Source organism: Slackia equolifaciens (genome assembly GCF_003725995.1).
Lineage (GTDB): Bacteria > Actinomycetota > Coriobacteriia > Coriobacteriales > Eggerthellaceae > Slackia > Slackia equolifaciens.
On record NZ_QIBX01000018.1, the window covers coordinates 44,779 to 65,010 of the forward strand.

Consider the following 20,232-nt stretch of genomic DNA (forward strand, 5'->3'; position numbering starts at 1 on the left):
TTCTCTTACCAGCGGTAGTGCGAGAACGCACGGTTGGACTCGGCCATCTTGTACAGGTCCTCGCGCTTCTTCACCGAAGCGCCGGTGTTCTCGGACGCATCCAGGATCTCGGCGGCAAGACGCTGAGCCATGGTGTGCTCCTTGCGCTTGCGGGAGAAGTCCACGATCCAACGGATGGCGAGCGTGGTGGCACGACGGGGGTTGACTTCCATCGGGACCTGATAGGTTGCGCCGCCAACACGCTTCGGCTTGACCTCGAGCGTGGGGCGAACGTTGTCCATAGCCTTCTTGAACACAGACAGGGGATCCTGCCCGGACTTGGCGGCAACGATGTCGAATGCGCCGTAGACGATACGCTCGGCGAGGGACTTCTTGCCGTCAAGAAGAACCTTGTTGATCAGCTGCGTGACCAAACGGTTGTTGTACACTGCGTCCGGCTGAGTTTCACGACGGACGGCTGCTGCACGACGCGGCATAGTAATGCTCCTTCATGTTCTGTGCGCGCTTCGGGGCGTTTCCCATATTTGCCCTATCTATTCGGGCCGCCCTCCCCTCCCGGGTCGGGCTCCGGGCGCTTCGCCCATTAGGCCTTGTTCCTCAAAGCCCGCGCGTCTTACTCCTACTTATTTGGGGCGCTTGGCGCCGTAGCGGCTGCGGGCCTGCATGCGGTTGTTCACAGCAGCGCAGTCAAGGGCGGCGCGGATGATCTTGTAGCGCACGCCGGGGAGGTCCCTAACACGGCCGCCGCGGATGAGCACCATGGAGTGCTCCTGCAGGTTGTGGCCAATGCCAGGAATGTACGCGGTCACTTCCGTGCCGTTCACGAGACGGACACGAGCGACCTTACGCAGAGCCGAGTTCGGCTTCTTGGGGGTGGTGGTGTACACGCGGGTGCACACGCCACGCTTCTGGGGGTTACCCTTGAGCGCCGGGGTCTTCTTCTTGTCGACCTGCTTGGCGCGGCCCTTGCGGACCAGCTGGTTGATGGTAGGCAAAGTAGTTCTCCTCTTAATTCGCCTATTTCCTACAGATTGGATGCGCCTTGCGCTTGGCCCATTTCTCAACCCTGGGGCCGCCCGCTTGGGTTATCCTTGTTTTCTGTCACGCAGCATACGAGGCACGAAAACAAACGCCTGCATCAGACGCAAGGCGGTACTTTAACACCGCTGACATGGGCTGTCAAACGCCACGCGTCCGGGCGTATCCATTGCGTGTATTTATTATTATCCCAGTTCAGTTAGTACTTTTCGCCATTCTTTAACGCATTTTTGCACCGAATGTGAAGAAATTTCTTGAAATGCCCGTCAATTTGTGCGGCAACGCAAAAAAGCGCCGCCCTTTCGGACGACGCCATGAAACAAATACGTGCTCAGACGCTTACGGCTTGGGAACCACCACGGTAGGGATGTTGGGGCTCAGCAGCACGTCGTGCGTGACCGAGCCGAAGATGGCGCGGCCGAACGCGGAGCGGGCATGCGTGCCCATGACCAGCAGACGGCGCTTGCCGCCGTGCGCGATCAGCACCTTAGACGGCGAGGAACCCTCGATGGTGCGCCCGGATACCTCAAGATCGGGGTGCTCGGCCTTGATGCGCTCGATATGCGCGTCGATCTTCGCCTGGAACTGATCGCCTACAGGACCCAGGCCGCCGCCCATGGCCTCAGCGGGACGCGACAAGCCGGCGGGCAGACCCCACGCGGAAACGAGCTCCAGGGTTTCACCGGTGGCGATGGCCTCGCGCACGCCGAAGGAAATGGCGCCCTCGTCAAAGTCGTCGGGACCCACGCCCACAACGATGCCCCTGCCCTGGTCGTCGAAGCTCCAGCTCTCGGGCACGACCACCGTGGGAACGGATGCCGTGATGGAAAGCCTCAAGCCCTTGGTGCCGCCCAGCATCTCGCCGATCTTGGCGTTATGATGCGAGCCCAGAACCACCATGTCATAGCCCTCGGATGCATCTGCCAGAGCCTCGAGAATGCCCTCGTCGTGAATCAGCCAATCAACCTGAACACCTTCGCACTCCTGCACGATCTTCTCGGCAAGGCCCTTCAGAGCGGCCTCCACGGTATCGCGCACCGCATCGGTGTCGGCGCCGAAAGCCTTGGCGGAATCCAGGCCAACCGCCGTGATCAGAGTGAGCTGAGACGAGGTGCGGTGAGCGCGGCGGGCGGCCCACTCCACGGCGCGATCGCCGCGAGCGGTGCCGTCAACGCCTACAAGAATCTTAGTCATAGGTCATAACCTCTCTATAGCCATGCGAAACGTCTGTCAAAACCACGCCGTACCCCCTGCGCCGCGCAGCGTGCGCGGGCGCCTTGAGACCGATTGGCCGACAAGACGAATCGCTCGACGAAAACGAAACGCTTAGTGGAAGATGGGCACGATCAGCCACAGGGCGAACAGCACGATCACGACGCATGCGGCGAAGCATACGATGGAAATGGCACGCGCCACAACGGCACCTTCGGCGCCCTTTTCCCACAAACGGAGTCCACAAGAATACAGCGTCGCGATGGCGGCCGCAACAACTACGGCGGTGATGAGCACCGTGGCGAAGCCGGTGACTTCCTGCATGATGAGTTCCTGCATTGATGCTCCCCTCCTTTAGGCAGCCTGGGCGGTAGTGTCGGAATCGGCGTTCAGCTTGACGTCGGAACGGTCGTTGACGTTCATGGCGTTAACGGGGTTGCGACGCGACAGACGGAAGATAACGAAGCCGGCGACCAGGGCGGCCAGCACGATGAAGACGGTGCCCGCGGTACCGAATTTGGTAAACAGGCAAGTGAAGGCGCCGATCAGGCCAGCGGCCGGGAACGTAACCAACCAGGCGATGACCATGCGGCCGGCAACGCCCCAGTTGACCTCGTTACCCTTGGTGCCAAGGCCGGTGCCGATAATGGAACCGGAGCACACCTGCGTGGTGGAAAGGGCGAAGCCCAGGTGGGAGGACGTGAGAATGACGGTGGCGGAGCTCGCCTCGGCGGCAAAGCCCTGCGGCGTGTTGATTTCGGTCAGACCCTTGCCCAGCGTACGGATGACGCGCCAGCCACCCATGTAGGTGCCCAAGGCGATGGCGAGGCCGCACACGGCCACAACCCACATCTGGGGATTGGTGTCGGGGGCCTGGGCGCCCACCGCAACAAGCGTCAGCGTGATGATGCCCATGGTCTTCTGGGCGTCATTGGTGCCGTGCGAGAGCGCCACCAGGCAGGCGGTGACCGTCTGGCCATGGCGGAAACCAGATTCGACCTTATCCTGGTTCATGCGCTTGGTAATCGCCGTTATTATCTTTGTCGCCGTGAACGAAGCCAGGCCGGCCACGATGACGGCAAGAATGGACGGGAGAAGAATCTTGGTAAGCACCGCGCCAAAGTTCACACCGGCGGCACCCGCGCCCACAATAACGGCGCCAACCAGGCCGCCGAACAGGGCATGGGAGGAGCTGGACGGCAGGCCCACAAGCCACGTAAGCAGATTCCACAGAATGGCACCGATCAGGCCGGCAAGAATAAACTCCGGCGCTATTGTCACGGCGTCCTCGTTGATGAGGCCGCCCGAGATGGTCTTTGCCACCTCGACAGACAGAAATGCGCCGATCAGGTTGAGCGTGCCGGCGGCGAGAACGGCAGTCCTAGGCTTCAGCGCGCCGGTGGCGATAGACGTTGCCATGGCGTTGGCCGTATCGTGAAAGCCGTTCGTAAAGTCGAAGATGAGCGCGACGATGATGACGAGCCCGACGACTATGAGAGTTCCTAGCTCCATTTCTTGTTCCGGTTCCCTTCTTTGGACTGTGGCTTGGGCAGGACAAGCACGCAATGCAACAGCATTTGCGCAACCTTTCATAGTGTAGCGGGGCAACGTAAAACCGCGCGTCAGATAAAGTTCAAATCTGTGTAAAGTCTCTTGCGGCGAACGGCAGGCATTGCAACCATCAATCGGCGAACGGCATTCTCGCGGATTCGCCCAAAGCCCACAAAGCGGCATCTTGCCGGCAGGACGGCGATGCGCGGGGCACATCGTGCACAACAAACGATTATCTGGCGACCGCCCGAGGCCAATGCGGCATCGAACCGCCTCCGTGCGCGAAGCAACGCGGCCCCTAGAACCATTTCAACTTCTTGAGCAGCGCGAGCAAGGCCACCAGCAGCACGGCGGTCACGCCCGTCACAATGGCGAAACCGTAAGGCGAGTCGGCGAGGGGGATGCCCTCCAGGTTCATGCCGAAAAAACCGCCCACGATGGTGGGCACGCACAGCACGAGCGTGATGGTAGCCACCAGCTGCATCGTGCGATTCAGATCCTGGTCGATAGTCATACTGAAATGCTGGATGGTGGAGTCGAGAATCTGGGAATAGATGCGCGTGGTTTCGAGCGCCTGACGGTTCTCGATGATCACATCGTCGAACAGCTCGCGCACCTCCTCGTCGGCCGAAAGCAGCACGTAGCGCCGATAGCGCTCGAGCATCATGTCGTTGGTGGCAAGCGACGTGGTGAGGTACACGAACGATTCGTCCAGGTCGAACAGCTCTTCGAGATCCTTGCGCGTAGGGTGTTCCATATCCTGCTCAAGGCGCATACGCCGCCTGTTGAGCACCTGCAGCGATGTGAAGTACGCCGAGGATGACGCCAGCAGCATGTCGCTCGTGAACTTGCGCACCTCGGCCGTATCGTGCAGGTTTCGCTGTCGCTTGAGCAAAGCGATGATGGGAATGCGGTACATCGAGCATACCGAGATGACGTGGTGCGGCGTTTCGAACACGCCGATGGGGATGGTCTTGTAGCCGTAAGCACCCGGCGTCTCATCGCGTACGGGCGTGTCCACGATGAACATGGTGTAGTTCTCGTTGCGCTCTACGCGGGACACCTCTTCGGGATCCAGCGGCGCCATCAGGTCGTCCTGGTCGATTGAGAATCGCTCGGAAACTGCGCGAAGCTCCTCGAACGTGGGCTCGAACAATGCAATCCAACAGCCATGCTCTTCGGCATCGAGCTTCACGAGGGAACGCGTGTCCCCGGTGGCGCGGAAATACTCAATCATCGGTCCCCTCTCGCACGGCTTTGCAGCGAAGGCGCGAACGCGCTGTCTTTCAACCATAGCAGATTGGAAAATCGCAGAAGCGCGCAGGAACGCAAAATCGAGGTAAAGCCATGCCCGCTCGCGGAAGACAACGGCGCGCACCTTGGAAGCCCAAAAGAGAGCGAAGACGGCTCGCGTATCATGCGAAAATCGAGCCGGCGGCCACGCATTCGACAGGCCGCCGAAGCCTCCGCCAATCGAGACGCGAATCGAGGAGCCATGGATATCGCAACCCAAAAAGCCATCATGCGAGAACACGTCCTGAAGACGCGACGCACGCTGCCCAACGACGCGCGTGCCTCCCTCTCGCGGGCAGCATGCGCGCGGACGCTCGATCTGCTCGATGCGCACCTCGATTTCAGCGGCGAGCGGGCTCCCCTCGTTGCGACCTATTGCGCCATGAAAAACGAGCTCGACACAACCCATCTGATCGAGCGCCTCTATGCCCGCGGCGCGCATGTGGCCTTCCCTTGCACACGAGGGCCGCTCCGAATGGAATTCATGGAGGTGAACGAGGCCACTTGGCGCGCGGCAGCGATCGACTTCCTCGCCCGTCCGGGACGTTTTTTCCCCGACCAGGACTTTCCAGGCCTGACCGCCGTCGACCCCGAAGCGCTCGACGCTATCGTGGTGCCCGGTGCGGCGTTTGACGAAAGCGGCATGAGGCTCGGGCTCGGAGCCGGATGCTACGACGCCTTCCTCCCGCAGGTGCGCAAAGGCTGCCTTGTGGCAGGCATCGCGTTTGACGAGCAGCTATGCGAGCAGATTCCCGCCGACATTCACGATCGACGCATGAGCGTCGTGGTCACGCCCACGCGCACGATCGAACCCGCATAACGCGATCTCGACATCGCTCTAGACGGTTGCGCCGGACGCCCCATCGATGCGGATGTCCGCCCCATAGAACGCCGTAAGTGCCGCGATGGCCAGGCTCACGTCGCGCACGCCGGAGGTCTCATAGGACGAATGCATGGCCAGCTGCGGGCATCCCACGTCAACGCCATGCATGCTCACCTGGGTGTTCGACAGGTTGCCCAAGGTGGAGCCACCCGCCTGGTCGCTTTTGTTGGCAAACGTCTGATATGGCACGCCCGCGTCGTCGCATACGGCCGCGAACACCGCGCGGCTGAACGCATCGGTGCAGTAATGCTGGTTGGCGGCCTCTTTGATGACGATACCGCCGTTGAGACGGCAACGATTTCCCGCGTCGTATTTCTCGGTGCGATTGGGATGAACAGCATGGGCATTGTCGCAGCTCACCATCATGGACCGCGCCACGGCGCGATGATAATCCTCGCGCGCGAGGCCCAGACCCTCACAGGCACGCTCGAGCACATCGCGCAAGATGGTAGACATGGCCCCCTGCTTGGTATTGGACCCCACCTCTTCGTTATCGAAGCAGCACCACACCCTCACGCAGGCATCGTTGCCCGATGCGAGGAACGCTTTGAGCGAAGCGAATGCGCACATGAGGTCGTCTAGCTTGGGCGACGAAACGAACTCGCCCGCCGCGCCCCACACGCATCCCTTCTGGCGGCTATAGAGGAACAAATCGCGTGCGAGAATCTGTTTTGACTCGACTCCCAGTTTTTGCGCGAGCATCCGATCGAACGCGCCCGCATCGAGCTCGCCCGCCGAGAACAGCGGGCACAGATCGATTGCGCGGTTGGGCGCAAAGCCATCGTTCACGGCGCGATCCAGATGAACGGCCAAGCTGGGGATGAGCGCCACATCCTCGTCAAGCGCCACCAGGCGGCTCTCGACTTTGGCGCCGTTGCGAACCAGCACGCGGCCCGCCAGCGAGAGAGGTCGATCGAACCAGGTGTAGTCGATCATGCCGCCGTATGCCTCTGCGTTAAGGCGCAAATATCCCTCAGGCCCCTCCAGTTCGGGAGCGGATTTGATTTTGAACGCCGGCGAATCGGCATGCGCGGCCGCCAGCTGGAAATGAAATGCGTCACGATCATCGAGCGCATGCTCCCCCACCGCGAACGCGATGACGCTCGAACCGTTGCGCGTGGTGTAATAGCGCCCGCCGGGCACCACTTCCCAGGCATGCGATTCGGGCACATAGGTAAATCCCGCCTCATCGAGGCGGGTGCAGGCGGCATAAACGGTATGAAACATGCTGGGGCATTCCGCGATGAAGTCCACCAGTTCCTGGGCGCACAGACGCTCTTCTTGGGTGATCAGTTGCATGGCTGCTCGCTTTCTCGCGCGTCAACGCCCGCAGGAGCCGACGCGACGGATGTCTTCGTTTTCGCACAGCTTAACACCGCGGATGAAAAAAGGCAGCCGTTCCTCGAGAACGACTGCCCAAAACCATCCGACGGCCAACCGGGCGCTACACCAGCTTGCCCGCGCAGTGGTCAATGCCATGCTGCACGATCTCGGCCGTCCAGCCGGTGAGCTTCTTGCTGCGGGAAATCAGCGTGTCGCCCGCAAGCACGTCATAGGCCACCGTGCAGATCTCGAAGCGCTTGACCTGGCTGGCCTCCTCCAGGCTCAGGCACCCTTCGGCCGCATCGTAGGGCTTCATGAAGGCCACCAAGCGCGGATTGAACAGCACATTGATGCGACCCTTCTCGTCCTCGTAGGCGATGATGGCCTTGCGCGAGCCGATTTGGTTGGCGGCCAGACATGCGCAGTCTCCGCCCATCGACTCCATCGTGTCCTTGAGGTCCTGCGCTACCTGCGCGTCAGCTGCAGTGGCGGGCTCTGCGGGCTGGCTCAAAAATTCGCGGTCTTTGACGATTTCCTTGATCATGGCGCCTCTCGTTTCTCGCATGTGGCTTCGACGTTGTTCGCATGCGCCCCGCCCGATGAATGCGGGCCTCGCCTGATGCGCGCTCTGCGCTCGAACTAGACAATTCATCATACCACGAAGGGGCCTTGGTGCAGCGCTGCGAAATGCCGACCGGTTTTCCGCATATCTTCTCCCCCGTTCATCATGCGAATTCAATCCATCGCGCGACTTTCATGCTATTATAAGAACATCTGTTCGAGATTAAGGAGATTTTACGAGCGCGAGGTCCTACATATGCATCGATTTCAAATCGTTCTACGCAAGCGTCGAATGCGTTGATCGAGGGCTCGATCCCATGAGCGCCCGCCTCGTCGTGGCCGACCCTGAGCGCTCTCGCACCACCATCTGCCTGGCGGTGTCGCCCGCCCTCAAGGCGCTCGGCGTGAAAAACCGCTGCCGCGTGTTCGAAATCCCCGAAGGAATAGAGTACGAAATGGCGCGCCCCCGCATGCGCCGCTACATGGAGGTTTCAGCGGCCATCTACGCGCTCTATCTCAAGCGCGTGAGCGCCCAAGACGTGCACGTGTATTCCATCGACGAATGCTTCATCGATGCCACTCCCTATCTGCGCCTCTATCGCACCGACGCGCGCTCGTTCGCCCGCACGCTCATGAGCGATGTACGCCGCGAGACGGGCATTCCCGCAACGGCGGGCATCGGGACCAATCTCTTTCTCGCCAAGGTCGCGCTCGACGTATGCGCCAAGCATGCGCCCGACGGTATCGGTCAGCTCGACGAAGAGAGCTTCAAGCGCGACATCTGGTTCCATCGTCCCATTACCGACATCTGGGGCATCGGCCCAGGCATCGCCCGCCGCCTGGAGAAATATGGCGCACGCGATTTGGCCAGCGTGGCCGCCATGCGCGAAGAAACGCTCTACCGCGAATTCGGTGTAAACGCGGAGTTTCTGATAGACCACGCCTGGGGTCAGGAGCCGTGCACCATCGCAGAAATCCAAGCATACGTGCCCGAGGGCCGATCGATGACCAACGGCCAGGTGCTTCCGAGCGATTACTCGTTCGACGAAGCCCGCATGGTGCTGCGCGAGATGATAGATGCCAGCGTGCTCGAACTCGTAGAATCGCGGCAGGTGGCGGACCGCATCTCGCTCTACGTTGGATACGCGCGCGACAAGAACGCGTCCCGCGATGAAGACATGTTCGAAGGGGGCCACGGCGCACGGCCCGCGCACGGCTGGGGCGGCGCGCATACCGGCGGCATGCGCTCGCTGGGGCAAAAAAGCAACTCACAGCGCATCATGGCCACAAATTTCCTCGCGCTTTTCGACGAAACCACACACCGCGATACCCCCATCCGACGCATCAACATAGGCATCGCGGGGCTTGCGCCCGAGGCATCGATGCCCCTCACGCTCTTCGACAACGCGGAGGATGCGGCGCGCGAACGCCACCTGCAGGAGGCGGTAGTTAACATTCGCGGCAAATTCGGCAAGAACGCCATGCTGAAGGGCACCAGCCTGCATGAAAAGGCAACCGCCCGCGAGCGCAATAACCAGATAGGCGGGCATCGGGCATAACAAGACCCAAGCTTAAAGCCCTTGACGCAGAGGAAGGAGCGCAATCGGTATGCGCATTGACCCGCAAGAACGCGCCTATAGAGAAGCGGTGATGCGCGACATCAAGAGAAGCGTAGCCAAATATGGTCGGCATGTCGCACGCCCCCATGCCGATCGGGCACGTCAGTTCATGCCGTTCGCCGCCCTCAAGGGCTACCACGAGCTCGCCCATAGCCAAGAGGCGACGCGCATCCCTCGGCCCGAACTTCCAGAAGAGCGCCTGGCAGAATTATCGGAGGCCCTGCAATCGCTCAACCCAGGGGATGACGTTCGCGTTTCGTTCTACGAAGGAGGACAGCGCATCACGCTGAGAGGGCCGCTTTCCAAAGTGGACGAGGTAGCGCATTCGGTGTCTATAGGGGTAAAACGCATTCCTCTCGCCAGCATCCTCGATATCGAGCCCACGAGCTCATGAACCGACCCGCATGACGGAAGCCCCTCGATCCTCATTCCCGTAAATTGCGGCACATGCACGGCCCCAGGGCTTCTCTCGAGGAGTCTTGGCCCGCGCTCCCGCAAGTCGTGGGCAGCGGGCAACCAACAGGGAGGCGCACTTGGGCTATAGCTCATGCTTTTGGCCGAATCTCGAAACCGCGAAACCGGCGCCGATCGCTCGACCCCTGATTTTGGCCCATATCAAGCTGAAAATAAAAAAACGAGCCGGAAAGGCTCGTAGAAAATTTGTGGTGCCCCCAACGGGAATCGAACCCGTGTCTCAGCCTTGAAAGGGCCGCGTCCTGACCTCTAGACTATGGGGACGTATAAAAGCAGCCTGGATATTATGGCAAAGCACGGCTAACATTGCAAGAAGTTTTTTCTTATTTCTCATCCTCGACCGAACCCGGCAAGCCAATCGAAGTCGAACGGAAGAGTTGGAGCGGCGGAAAGTTCGATGATTCTTGTTGGGTGCACCAAACGAATCGCTGCTCGAACCCACCCGGTGCACGTAGCCTCTACACCGTCACATCGGCGATGCGCGCATCAGCCGCCCGCCTCAAATCGTCCACGGAAAGCTCGAGCTGGCATCCTATTCTGCCGCCCGAGCACATAATCGAATCGAACAGCGTCGCCGTCTCGTCAATCACGGTCACAAATCTCTTTTTCATTCCAATGGGGCTGCAACCGCCGTGCACATACCCCGTAAGCGGCAAAAGCTCCTTCGACTTCACCATGGCAACGCTCTTCTCGCCCACGGCCGAGGCCGCCTTCTTCAAGTCGAGCTCAAAAACAACAGGGATCACGAACACGTAATGCTCCCCGCTCTTGCCCACAGTGACAAGCGTCTTGAACACCCGATCGGGATCTTGCCCCAAAGTACGAGCCACCTCGACACCCGAAAGAGCCAGATTGTCGTCGTAGAATCGACATGCATACGCCACTCCGTGAGCGTCGAGAATACGCATGGCGTTCGTCTTATCTTCCCGCATCGACTGCGCCCCCGCTCATCTTCTCGCAGGGCAGCGGATCGTCCTGAGAGCCCCATTGCGCAACGTCGAAATCAGCAACCCAATAGCCTAGCGATCTGCACACGAACATCTGGATGAGCACCGACGAGAAAAACGTCAGGTACACAACGCAGAGGGCCAAGAAAACCGCCGCGATGCTGCCAATCGCAGTTACGCCCCCAAAAGCAGACCCGTACGACCCCGAATAATCAATCGCGCCCATTACGAGCATGGATACGAAAACGCCCACGAACAAAACAACGCACCAGACAATGGCGACGATGAATCCGACAACGGCCGAAGCAATGAGTTGGCCGAGAAAAATCTTGAAAAGACCGGAGAGATTCTTTCGGATCATCGCCCATGAGCGAGAAAACTGGAACCCCGAGGAAAGCGTGCCGTAGATGCTCATGCGCATCGTGCCGACCCAGATAAAAAACTGCACGCCGAATATCAAGGCCATGCACGCAAGAAGCAGCCCGAATGTGCCCACGAGGGAGGGAATCGCCAGCGACGCAAGAACCGACACCGCCTGATCGGGCAGAATCTGCGCAAATACCGAAGAAACCCCTACTGACGCGAGCCCGAACGCCCAGAAGAACGCAATCGAGGCCACCGAGACCACCAGGGTAAGCCCGACCGATATGATCACGGCGAACAAGCCGCGCTTGTACAGCATGCCGTCTTCGTTGCCCAAGACGCGCGAAGGAAGCGGGTTATCCATGCGCCACGCCGCATCGCGCGCCCAGCCATACAGATAGCCCGACACCACGATGATGCCGAATATGGGAATCATCGCGATAAGGCCCAGCAGCAGAAGCTTGCCGAACCAGTTCTTCGTTGCCTTTATGCAGCGCCATGTGCGCGCCAGATATCCTCGCTCCATATCAACCACCTGTCAGCAGAGGGCATGCTTTCTGCCACTATACGCGAGGAAGGGCCGAGGCACACGCCTCGACCCTTCCTGCGTTACGCAACGGTAAGAAGCACGTTGGGTTTGTGTTACTTCAGGGTAACAGCAGCACCGGCCTCTTCCAGCTTGGTCTTGATCTCCTCGGCCTTGTCCTTGGCAACGCCCTCCTGGACGGGCTTGGGAGCGCCCTCGACCAGCTCCTTGGCCTCCTTCAGGCCCAGGCCGGTGATCTCGCGGACAACCTTGATGACGGCGATCTTGTTGTCGCCGAAGCCCTCGAGCACGACGTCGAACTCGGTCTTCTCCTCGGCGGCCTCAGCCGGAGCAGCAGCAACAGCCACAGCGGCAGGAGCGTCGGCGGAAACGCCGAAGGTGTCGCAGATCAGGTCCACGAGCTCCTTGGCCTCGAGAAGGGTCATTTCCTGAAGAGCATCAACAATCTCTTGAGCGGTCAGTTTGGCCATTGGTCTTTTCCTTTCACTTCCCCGCGCACGTTGCGGGGCGGTTTCCAAATTTTCAGGCGGCGCGCCCATGCGCGCCTAAGCAGCACGCTCTCGCGTGCGGTGCGTCACTACGCAGCGGGCTTCTGCTCCGCGACCTCCTTGAGAGCGCGGGCCAAGCCAGCGGGGATCTCGTTGATCGAGACGGCGATACGGCGGGCAAAGCCATTGATGAGACCAGCCAGCTGACCGTACAGCTGCTCGCGAGACGGCAGAGAGGCGATAGCCTCGACCTGGGATGCATCGTAGACCGTGCCCTCCATGACACCGCCCTTGATGACCAGCTTGTCGTTCTTGGCTGCGAAATCCTTGACGGCCTTCGCGGAAGCCACCGGATCGCCCTCGGCGAAGATGAACGCGGACGGGCCAGAGAGCACGTCGCCCATAGCGGGCAGACCAGCGTTCTCCATGGCGAGGCGCATCAGGGTGTTCTTGTAGACGCCCATGACGGCATCGGCCTCACGCAGGCTGCGACGCAGAGCCTCGGTCTCCTTCACGGTAAGGCCGCGGTAGTCGACCACCCACATGGCGGAAATGCCATCGAGCTGCTCGGTAATTTTCGCAACATTTTCGACATTCTGCTTGTTCGGCATAATGTTTCACCTCCTTTTCGATCTGCTCAAACGCTCCGCCACGTTGATGGTGGGCCGTTTTCGCAGAACGAAAAGAGGCCCCCGGTCGAAGACACGGGGGCCGCTCAATCATATTGGCGATCCACCTCGGCTGGCCGCTTTCGCGATTAAACCTCTACGGTGCCTGCTGTCTTCGGCAGCGGAACTATATGTATCCAGTGCGCCCATTCAGACGCAAGGAAGTATTGTAGCGGCTTAAATCCTTACGTCAAGAGGCAATATTTCCTCAAGCGCCCTCTCTCCTCGCCTCCTCCACGAAAGAATGAAAGAGGGCCCCGGCGAGAGCGATTCCCGCCGGGGCCCGTAGAGCATAGAGAATGCATCCAGGTTATGCAGCCTGCTCCTGGGTGTCGGAAGCGGGCTGTTCGCCCTGAGCGGCCGACTCGTCCCCCGTCGCATCGCCGGATGCAGCGGAGGCATCGCCCGCTTCCGCATCCGAGGCGCCTGCATCGCCGGAGTCGCCGATTGCGCCGCCTTCGGCGGAATCGGTTGCCGCCTCGCCCGAGAACGATTGAACGACACAGAGAGGATCGCCCTCGGAGAATTCGATGGTAATGGTGTCGCCCACGCCGTAAGCCACGATCTCCACCATGCCAGGCAGCGCGAAGTCGAAGATGCGGCTATCGCCCTCAAGCGTCACATAGAAGTGCGAGTTGCCTTCGATCACGGCCTGCGCCACCGTGGCGATGACGCCCGTCGCAGAAGCCGCGCCCTCGGCCGACCCGTCGCCCGAACTCGTCGAGCCGCTCGCGCCGATCATCGAGATGTACGACTTCTGGGTCTCCTCGACCGAATCGCCCACCGCAACGTTCTGATAGCTCTCGATATCCACCATCGCATACATCTTCACCAGGCCTGCGCCGTCCTTCAGCGCCATGAAGTATGTGGGGCGATCGTTTACGTTGATGAGGATGGGGAACGTGGAGGTATAGCGCATCTGTTGCACCTGGCCCTCTGCCGATGCCATGGCGGATGTCTCGGTGGCGCCGGAAACCGAGTAGAAGTTGCTTTCGCCGGTGCGCTGGTTCATGAGCACGAAGCCCACGATGGAGTCGTCGCCGGTGGCCGAAGTCACGCCGGTGTACACCCACACGTCGTCGTCTTTCGCGATGTAGTTGTAACCCAGCTGGCCGTCGTTGCCCGGAGTGGTGCGCACGACGCCATTCTGACCGAGCCAGCTGTTGATCCAGCCGTTCGCATAAGCTCCCGACCAGTTGTACTGCTTGATAAGCAGGTCGGCCGGATACACATGGTCGACCCAATTGGGAACCTCGGACACGGCAAGATCCTGGCATTCGCCGGTCGCAGCGTTCACCATGACCGCGCGGCTGATGGTCTCGCCGCCGAACAGGCCGATCGTGAAGTCTCGAACGGGGCAAATCCACCACGCGTTGCCTTCGTCGTCGATTTCGAACGACTTCTCTCCGAACATATAGAAGGGATATTTGAGCTGCACGTAGCGGTCGATGTTGCGCGCCAGGGGCTCGCTTTCGGAGTACTTGATGGTTTTGCCTTCCTCAAGACGCACCACCTGGGCATCCTGCGTGGTCATGTCCACGATGACATAGGCCGGAATGCCCTGCTCGCGGTTCTGCAGCCACTTGAACAGATCGGCATAGCCCAGAGGGCTCACGCGCACCGGATGATTCTGATAGTTGATCTGGCTGTACAGGGGGGAGATCTCGAACTGGCTTACCAGGTCGGACATCGTGCCCATCGTGCGGTTGCCCAGCAACACGGCGGAATCGCGGTCGATGACGGGAATCTCATTGTAGTCCACCTGCTGTATGTCGTCGGCGAACGTCGAGTCCTGGGTCTGCAGCACGTTGGCGTATTTCGCCGCATTGCCCGGGAAGAACGTCGTCGAAAGTAGCGCGCCCACCAGCACGAGGGCGAAAATCACCACCGGGATGAACGACAGGAATTTGAACGTCTTGGCCTTGCCGGCGTTCGGGCTCACCTTATCGGTGCCATGCGTATAGGCGCGATGGCGCATGCGGAAGATGAGGAACGTAGGCAGCAGGATGAACACGGTGACAAACGCCCACGTGTCGGTGCTGTGGATGTTGATGGGCGGATGGAACCACCAGTACGCCACCGCCAGCACGATAATCGCCACGATGATGCTGATGACGATGGCCTTCCTCCCCATGTTGGAGAACTTGTCTTTGATCTGGCGATACTCCTCCGTCGACTTGAAATCGACATGAGGGATCTGCTGACCAGGGCCTTGACCCGAATCGCCACCCATGCCGAACGGATCACCGCCCAGGATGGTGAAAAACGGATTTTGGTTGCCTGACATGAGCTTACCCTTTCTTTTCTTCTCTCTTGCCTATGCAGGATGCGCCGCTAGCTGTCGAAGCACATACTGCAGAATCCCCCCGTGCGCCATATAGGCGTCCTCGGTCGGGGTATCGACCCTTACTATAGCGTGAAACTCTTTCGTCGAGCCATCTTGTTGAGAAGCCGACACCCTCACCACGCGCGGATTGGGCATACAGGGCTCCCCTTCCCCAAAATCGATGGGTTCGATCGAATAGGACTCCGTTCCGTCGAGTCCCAGCGATTCGACGCTTTGCCCATCTTCGAACTGAAGCGGGAGAATCCCCATGCCTACCAGGTTGGAGCGATGGATGCGTTCGAAGCTCTCGGCGATAACCGCACGCACGCCGAGCAAAAGCGGGGCTTTCGCCGCCCAGTCGCGCGAAGATCCGCTTCCGTACATCTTTCCCGCCAACACCACAAGGGGAACGCCGGCCTTCTCGTAAGCACAGGAAGCGTCAAAGATGGGCTCGATCGCCCCGTCGAGGAAGTTGCGCGTCCAGCCCCCGCTCCTGCCGTCGGCGAGCAGATTGTTCAGCTTGATATTGCCGAATCCCCCGCGCGCCATCACCTCATGGTTGCCGCGGCGGCTGCCGTAGGTGTTGAACATCGCAGGCTCGATTCCGCGCTCAGCCAGATATCGCGCAGCAGGACTATCGGGGGCGATGCTTCCGGCGGGCGAGATGTGGTCGGTCGTGATGAAATCGCGCACGTTCACCAGCACACGCGCGTTTTCCACCGGCGCAAAGCCCGGAACGTGCTCGTCCATGCCATCGAAATACGGGGCACGGCGCACATAGGTCGACCCCTCATCCCACGCGAACAGCGCGCTCGATTCCACCTTGAGGCTCTTCCATGCCTCGGTGCCCTCATAGAGCCCGCGGCCGCCCTCTTCGAACAGCTCGCATGTCACATACGCATCCAGAACGCGCTGCACCTCGGCATCGGAAGGCCAGATATCGCGAAGGTAGACGCTATTTCCAGAGGCATCGGTACCAAGAGGCTCATTGTCGAAGTCGAAATCGAGCGTGCCAACAAGGGAGTAGGCGATGACGAGCGCCGGGGCGCACAGATAGTTCTGCGCGACATCGGGCGATATGCGCCCCTCGAAGTTCCTATTGCCCGAAAGGACGCTCGTAAGCTCAATCTGACCGGCAACATCATGCATCTGCGGCCACACGGGGCCCGAGTTGCCGATACAGCTCATGCAGCCGAAGCCGCATGTCGAAAAGCCGAGTTCCGCAAGAGAGTCCGCCAGCCCCGCACGCTCGAGCATGAGCTGCGTGGCGTGGCTGCCCGGCGCCATCACGCGCTTGACCCACGGCTTTGCGACAAGCCCGCGCTCGCGCGCATGACGTGCGATCAGGCCGCAGGCGGCCATCATGGCGGGGTCGGTGGCGGTGGTGCAACTCGTCACTGCGGCGATGGCAATAGCACCGTGAGTAAGCTCGTAGGATTCGCCGTCGAACTCGACGGACGCAATAGCGTCACGGTCTAGGCCGCGCTCGTCGCAAATCTCATTGAACCGACGGCCGGCATGGGTAAGGGCGAAGCCGTCATGCGGCCTGCTAGGACCTGCAAGAGTGGGCTCGACCGTCGACAGGTCCAGTTCGATGACCTCGGAATACACGCGTTGCGCGTCGTCGAGCCACATGCCTTGGGCACGCGCGAATGCCTCCGCCAGAGCCACCTGATGCTCCGAGCGGCCCGTAAGACGCAGATATTCGATGGTTTTCTCATCAACCGGGAACAACGTGCACGTGCAGCCGTATTCGGGAGTCATATTTGCCACGCATGCGCGCTGCGTTGCCGAAAGCGAGCGCACGCCTTCGCCGAAACACTCGACGAAAGCGCCCACAACGCCCTTCGCACGCAGCATTTTCGCAAAGCGCAAAGCCACATCCATGGCCGATACGCCATCGGCAAGCTCGCCCGTCAGATGCACGCCGATCACGCGGGGAACGAGCGTGGTGATGGGCTGCCCTAGGCACGCCGCCTCCGCCTCGATGCCGCCGACGCCCCACGAGAGCACGCCGATGCCGTTGGCGGTCGTGGTATGGCTGTCCGTCCCCACCACGGTGTCGAAATAGGCAACAGTTGACCCATCGGCCTCCTCGCGCGTCATCGCGCAGGTTGCGAAGCGCTCCACGTTGATCTGATGGCAGATGCCCGATCCAGGCGGAACGATACGCACGTTCTCAAACGAATCCTGGGCCCATTTCAGGAACCGGTAGCGCTCACCGTTGCGCGCGAACTCCATCTCCATGTTGCGCTCGAGCGCCTCGGGGCAACCGGCCACATCCGCGATTACCGAATGGTCAATCACCAAATCGAGCGGGATGCGAGGGTTAATGCGCGCCGGATCGGCGCCGAGCCTTTGCGCCGCTTCGCGCATCGCCGCCAGGTCTACGAACACCGGCACGCCCGTGAAATCCTGCAGAAGCACGCGCGCGGGCATATATTCGATTTCGCCGCCCTGCTCGCCGGCAAGCCCCGCCTTCAGAAGGCGCGCGACATAGGCGTCACGAAGCTCGCGGTCATCCACGGTTCGCAGGATGTTCTCGAGCAGGATACGCAGCGAATACGGAAGCCTTTCGGCGCCCTGAACCGCAGATGTCGGGTAGATGGTGTATGGGACCCCTTCGACAAGAAGGGTTTCACGTTCGTCGGCCATAGATATTCCTCACACTCGTTCGGCAGTCATGACCCGGAATTGTTCAGCGGGCATTCCGGAGTTGTTGTTACGAAAGCGCAGCCACAAGGGCGTCGGTGAACTCCGTGCAGCTGCAGGCGGGCTCATCGCTTCCCGTAGCCTTGCGGATGTCGCCCGTGATAAAGCGCCCCTCGGCGTACACCTTTCGCACCGCCTCGCGAATTCGTTGCGCGGCGTCATCCTCGCCCAGGTAGTCCAGCATCATCGCCGCAGAAAGGATCTCCGCGGTGGGATTGCACAGGTCCTTGCCGGCGATGTCGGGAGCGCTACCGTGAACCGCTTCGAAAATTGCGTAGTCCTCGCCGATATTGGCGCCCGGCGCAATGCCCAAGCCGCCCACGAGACCCGCGCACAGATCGCTTGCGATGTCGCCGTAGAGATTAGGGAACACGATCACGTCGAACTGCGAGGGATCGATCACCACATTCATGCAGAACGCATCGACAATACGGTCGTCGAAATCAACGCGCCCGGCGTATTCCTCCGCCACATTGCGTGCTACCTGCAAAAACAATCCATCCGAATGCTTCATGATGTTCGCCTTGTGCACGGCGGTCACCTTGCGTCTGCCATGCGCCAAGGCATATTCGAACGCATAGCGAACGATGCGCTCGGTTGCGGTCACCGAGATGGGTTTGATCGAAATTCCCGAATCAGGGCGAATCGTACCCGTTCCCTGCTCTTCGCAGAACTCAATCAAGCGCTGAGCTCCCTCGGAATCTTTGGGGAACTCAATGCCAGCGTACAAATCCTCGGTGTTTTCTCTCACTACCACGAGGTCGACGTTCTCGTAACGACCGCCGGCACCCGGAATCGAGAGCACGGGACGAACACATGCATACAGATCGAGCGTCTTTCGCAACGCCACGTTGACGCTGCGAAAGCCGGTACCCACAGGCGTTGTGATGGGGCCCTTAATAGCAACCTTGTTACGACGGACCGATTCAATCGTCTCTTCCGGCAAAGGAGAGCCACCGGTTCGTTCCATGACGGCGGCGCCAGCGTCCGCCACCTCCCATACGATATCAACTCCCGCAGCCTCGACAACGCGACGCATCGAGGCCGTAGTTTCCAGCCCAATGCCGTCGCCGGGGATCAGCGTTACCGTATGCTTCGTCATATTGTGCTCCAATCTGTGCGAGTCGCATCCCTGCGAGTCGGTCGAAGTCCGAACATGTCCGAGCATCATACCATGCAAGTGCAAAGAGCCCGATAACAGCACGAGGATTTCCGCGTACGGAAACATGAGCGGAAGCAATGCCACCTAAAGAAAAGGGCCGCATTGCGGCCCTCGTGTTTTATGAAAGAATATCGACAATCTGCTGCGAGCGTTTCTTCAACGCCCCCTTGCCACTCGTCGCATCAAACGCCATGCGATCCTTGAGGGAATCTTTGACCGTCTGGTCAAGTTCGCCCTCCGCAAAGCCCGTCACCGCCGAGAGCATCTCGGAGTATTCAAAGTCACCGTGATAGCACTGAATCGCCTCATCGATCAGAGGCCATACCTGAACGCTGCGCGCCTGAGTGGTAGCCCCTATGGCACAGAGAAACCTAAGGGCGGAAAGATGAAGAGAGCCGGCGCCCTCATCGAACAGGGCACTCTCAGCCCCCGGAATCGCTTTTTCGCATGCGCAAGAATCGAGCGAAATCAGCGCCGTCAATACATCAAGACATTCCCATCGGGTCTGCGATTCGGGACGATTGAGTGCGTCGATGAAAGCATCGATATGCCCAATGAGCAGCTCGGGCTTACGAGAAGCGACGATAGAAAATACCGAAGCCGCATTCTGTCGCGTGCGACGAGAAGGGCCTTGCAGGCTCTTAATCATCTCGCCGAGAACGTGCGAATCACTCTCGACGAGCTCGGCGATTTTCATTCGTTGTTCTTTAGCGCTATCCGCCATATGCAGCCCCCTATAAAAAAACCTGCGCATCACGCAGGTGTAAGTGGTGAACCAGGTACATCAAAATAATGATACCGCAACACTCGCAATCAGAAAATTACAGAGCGAAAAATCGCCGAAGCAACAAAAAGGGGGCCTCGCATGAGGCCCCCTCGCGCCCCCCCTCCGGGGAGCGCCCCTCGCGGGCGCGGCGCCCTTATCTCCCGGGGGCTTCCCCCCCCAGTACATCCGGCGATGGCGGGCTTAACTGCCGAGTTCGGAATGGGTTCGGGTGATCCCCGCCTCCCCGGCCGCGCCCGCGAGGGGCGCTCTCGCCCCGTCGCGGGTACCGGGCCCCCCGG

Annotated in this window: 19 protein-coding genes, 1 tRNA gene and 1 rRNA gene; 3 read left to right on the forward strand and 18 right to left on the reverse strand. The window is 60.3% G+C overall.

Annotated elements, in window-relative coordinates:
- Positions 1-5 precede the first annotated feature (5 nt).
- The 6 genes from rpsG to DMP06_RS09170 form a co-directional block, all read right to left on the reverse strand.
- Positions 6-476, reverse strand: a complete 471-nt coding sequence (gene rpsG / locus DMP06_RS09145; protein WP_123209440.1) for a 30S ribosomal protein S7 — start codon at positions 474-476, stop codon at positions 6-8.
- A 147-nt stretch (positions 477-623) separates the two neighbouring features.
- A complete protein-coding gene (gene rpsL / locus DMP06_RS09150; protein ID WP_123209441.1) occupies positions 624-995 on the reverse strand; it encodes a 30S ribosomal protein S12 in 372 nt (123 codons plus the stop codon).
- 382 nt (positions 996-1,377) lie between these two features.
- Entirely contained in the window at positions 1,378-2,232 is an 855-nt protein-coding gene (locus DMP06_RS09155) for a universal stress protein (protein ID WP_123209442.1), read from the reverse strand.
- A 132-nt stretch (positions 2,233-2,364) separates the two neighbouring features.
- Positions 2,365-2,589 carry a hypothetical protein gene (locus DMP06_RS09160; RefSeq protein ID WP_123209443.1) on the reverse strand — a complete coding sequence of 75 codons (225 nt, stop codon included), beginning with the start codon at positions 2,587-2,589 and terminating at the stop codon, positions 2,365-2,367.
- A gap of 15 nt (positions 2,590-2,604) precedes the next feature.
- A complete protein-coding gene (locus DMP06_RS09165; protein WP_123209444.1) occupies positions 2,605-3,762 on the reverse strand; it encodes an inorganic phosphate transporter in 1,158 nt (385 codons plus the stop codon).
- 337 nt (positions 3,763-4,099) lie between these two features.
- The gene (locus tag DMP06_RS09170; protein ID WP_148042523.1) at positions 4,100-5,095 is read right to left on the reverse strand and encodes a CorA family divalent cation transporter; all 996 of its coding nucleotides are present in this window, start codon (positions 5,093-5,095) and stop codon (positions 4,100-4,102) included.
- Positions 5,096-5,323: 228 nt separating this feature from the next.
- Between DMP06_RS09170 and DMP06_RS11450 the strand changes: the two genes are divergently transcribed.
- Complete coding sequence (locus tag DMP06_RS11450; protein WP_161957879.1) at positions 5,324-5,914, forward strand: 5-formyltetrahydrofolate cyclo-ligase; 591 nt, start codon at positions 5,324-5,326, stop codon at positions 5,912-5,914.
- 18 nt (positions 5,915-5,932) lie between these two features.
- Here the strand turns inward: DMP06_RS11450 and DMP06_RS09180 are convergent, their stop codons facing one another.
- Positions 5,933-7,276 (reverse strand): M18 family aminopeptidase, encoded by a 1,344-nt coding sequence (locus DMP06_RS09180; RefSeq protein WP_181443048.1) that lies wholly within the window; start codon positions 7,274-7,276, stop codon positions 5,933-5,935.
- Between the two features lie 145 nt (positions 7,277-7,421).
- Complete coding sequence (locus DMP06_RS09185) at positions 7,422-7,844, reverse strand: peptide deformylase (RefSeq protein WP_123209446.1); 423 nt, start codon at positions 7,842-7,844, stop codon at positions 7,422-7,424.
- Positions 7,845-8,121: 277 nt separating this feature from the next.
- On the opposite strand from DMP06_RS09185, the gene DMP06_RS09190 reads away from it, so the two are divergent.
- The gene (locus tag DMP06_RS09190) at positions 8,122-9,420 is read left to right on the forward strand and encodes a Y-family DNA polymerase (protein WP_338056821.1); all 1,299 of its coding nucleotides are present in this window, start codon (positions 8,122-8,124) and stop codon (positions 9,418-9,420) included.
- A 49-nt stretch (positions 9,421-9,469) separates the two neighbouring features.
- The gene (locus DMP06_RS09195) at positions 9,470-9,874 is read left to right on the forward strand and encodes a YolD-like family protein (RefSeq protein ID WP_123209447.1); all 405 of its coding nucleotides are present in this window, start codon (positions 9,470-9,472) and stop codon (positions 9,872-9,874) included.
- A 269-nt stretch (positions 9,875-10,143) separates the two neighbouring features.
- On the opposite strand, the gene DMP06_RS09200 is transcribed toward DMP06_RS09195, so the two are convergent.
- The 10 genes from DMP06_RS09200 to rrf all read right to left on the reverse strand — a co-directional run bounded on the left by DMP06_RS09200 (position 10,144) and on the right by rrf (position 20,189).
- Positions 10,144-10,218: transfer RNA gene (locus DMP06_RS09200), tRNA-Glu, on the reverse strand.
- 194 nt (positions 10,219-10,412) lie between these two features.
- The gene (ybaK, locus tag DMP06_RS09205) at positions 10,413-10,862 is read right to left on the reverse strand and encodes a Cys-tRNA(Pro) deacylase (protein WP_338056820.1); all 450 of its coding nucleotides are present in this window, start codon (positions 10,860-10,862) and stop codon (positions 10,413-10,415) included.
- A gap of 10 nt (positions 10,863-10,872) precedes the next feature.
- A complete protein-coding gene (locus tag DMP06_RS09210) occupies positions 10,873-11,790 on the reverse strand; it encodes a DUF4013 domain-containing protein (RefSeq protein WP_123209449.1) in 918 nt (305 codons plus the stop codon).
- A 116-nt stretch (positions 11,791-11,906) separates the two neighbouring features.
- Positions 11,907-12,281 (reverse strand): 50S ribosomal protein L7/L12, encoded by a 375-nt coding sequence (gene rplL, locus DMP06_RS09215; RefSeq protein WP_123209450.1) that lies wholly within the window; start codon positions 12,279-12,281, stop codon positions 11,907-11,909.
- Positions 12,282-12,388: 107 nt separating this feature from the next.
- Complete coding sequence (gene rplJ / locus DMP06_RS09220) at positions 12,389-12,910, reverse strand: 50S ribosomal protein L10 (protein ID WP_123209451.1); 522 nt, start codon at positions 12,908-12,910, stop codon at positions 12,389-12,391.
- A 367-nt stretch (positions 12,911-13,277) separates the two neighbouring features.
- Positions 13,278-15,254: a Tat pathway signal sequence gene (locus DMP06_RS09225; protein WP_123209452.1), complete on the reverse strand. Its 1,977-nt coding sequence runs from the start codon at positions 15,252-15,254 to the stop codon at positions 13,278-13,280.
- Between the two features lie 30 nt (positions 15,255-15,284).
- A complete protein-coding gene (gene acnA, locus DMP06_RS09230; protein WP_123209453.1) occupies positions 15,285-17,948 on the reverse strand; it encodes an aconitate hydratase AcnA in 2,664 nt (887 codons plus the stop codon).
- Positions 17,949-18,015: 67 nt separating this feature from the next.
- Positions 18,016-19,107: an isocitrate/isopropylmalate dehydrogenase family protein gene (locus DMP06_RS09235; RefSeq protein ID WP_123209454.1), complete on the reverse strand. Its 1,092-nt coding sequence runs from the start codon at positions 19,105-19,107 to the stop codon at positions 18,016-18,018.
- 178 nt (positions 19,108-19,285) lie between these two features.
- Entirely contained in the window at positions 19,286-19,864 is a 579-nt protein-coding gene (locus DMP06_RS09240) for a hypothetical protein (RefSeq protein ID WP_245962460.1), read from the reverse strand.
- A gap of 209 nt (positions 19,865-20,073) precedes the next feature.
- Positions 20,074-20,189: ribosomal RNA gene (rrf, locus tag DMP06_RS09245) — 5S ribosomal RNA — on the reverse strand.
- Between the last annotated feature and the right edge of the window lie 43 nt (positions 20,190-20,232).

Excerpts from the sequence above, each read along its gene's own strand:
- rpsG (WP_123209440.1), bottom strand. The coding sequence starts at position 476 with ATGCCGCGTCGTGCAGCAGCCGTCCGTCGTGAAACTCAGCCGGACGCA.
- DMP06_RS09155 (WP_123209442.1), bottom strand. The coding sequence starts at position 2,232 with ATGACTAAGATTCTTGTAGGCGTTGACGGCACCGCTCGCGGCGATCGC.
- DMP06_RS09160 (WP_123209443.1), bottom strand. The coding sequence starts at position 2,589 with ATGCAGGAACTCATCATGCAGGAAGTCACCGGCTTCGCCACGGTGCTC.
- DMP06_RS09165 (WP_123209444.1), bottom strand. The coding sequence starts at position 3,762 with ATGGAGCTAGGAACTCTCATAGTCGTCGGGCTCGTCATCATCGTCGCG.
- DMP06_RS09170 (WP_148042523.1), bottom strand. The coding sequence starts at position 5,095 with ATGGTTGAAAGACAGCGCGTTCGCGCCTTCGCTGCAAAGCCGTGCGAG.
- DMP06_RS11450 (WP_161957879.1), top strand. The coding sequence starts at position 5,324 with ATGCGAGAACACGTCCTGAAGACGCGACGCACGCTGCCCAACGACGCG.
- DMP06_RS09180 (WP_181443048.1), bottom strand. The coding sequence starts at position 7,276 with ATGCAACTGATCACCCAAGAAGAGCGTCTGTGCGCCCAGGAACTGGTG.
- DMP06_RS09185 (WP_123209446.1), bottom strand. The coding sequence starts at position 7,844 with ATGATCAAGGAAATCGTCAAAGACCGCGAATTTTTGAGCCAGCCCGCA.
- DMP06_RS09195 (WP_123209447.1), top strand. The coding sequence starts at position 9,470 with ATGCGCATTGACCCGCAAGAACGCGCCTATAGAGAAGCGGTGATGCGC.
- ybaK (WP_338056820.1), bottom strand. The coding sequence starts at position 10,862 with ATGCGTATTCTCGACGCTCACGGAGTGGCGTATGCATGTCGATTCTAC.
- DMP06_RS09210 (WP_123209449.1), bottom strand. The coding sequence starts at position 11,790 with ATGGAGCGAGGATATCTGGCGCGCACATGGCGCTGCATAAAGGCAACG.
- rplL (WP_123209450.1), bottom strand. The coding sequence starts at position 12,281 with ATGGCCAAACTGACCGCTCAAGAGATTGTTGATGCTCTTCAGGAAATG.
- rplJ (WP_123209451.1), bottom strand. The coding sequence starts at position 12,910 with ATGCCGAACAAGCAGAATGTCGAAAATGTTGCGAAAATTACCGAGCAG.
- DMP06_RS09225 (WP_123209452.1), bottom strand. The coding sequence starts at position 15,254 with ATGTCAGGCAACCAAAATCCGTTTTTCACCATCCTGGGCGGTGATCCG.
- acnA (WP_123209453.1), bottom strand. The coding sequence starts at position 17,948 with ATGGCCGACGAACGTGAAACCCTTCTTGTCGAAGGGGTCCCATACACC.
- DMP06_RS09235 (WP_123209454.1), bottom strand. The coding sequence starts at position 19,107 with ATGACGAAGCATACGGTAACGCTGATCCCCGGCGACGGCATTGGGCTG.
- DMP06_RS09240 (WP_245962460.1), bottom strand. The coding sequence starts at position 19,864 with ATGAAAATCGCCGAGCTCGTCGAGAGTGATTCGCACGTTCTCGGCGAG.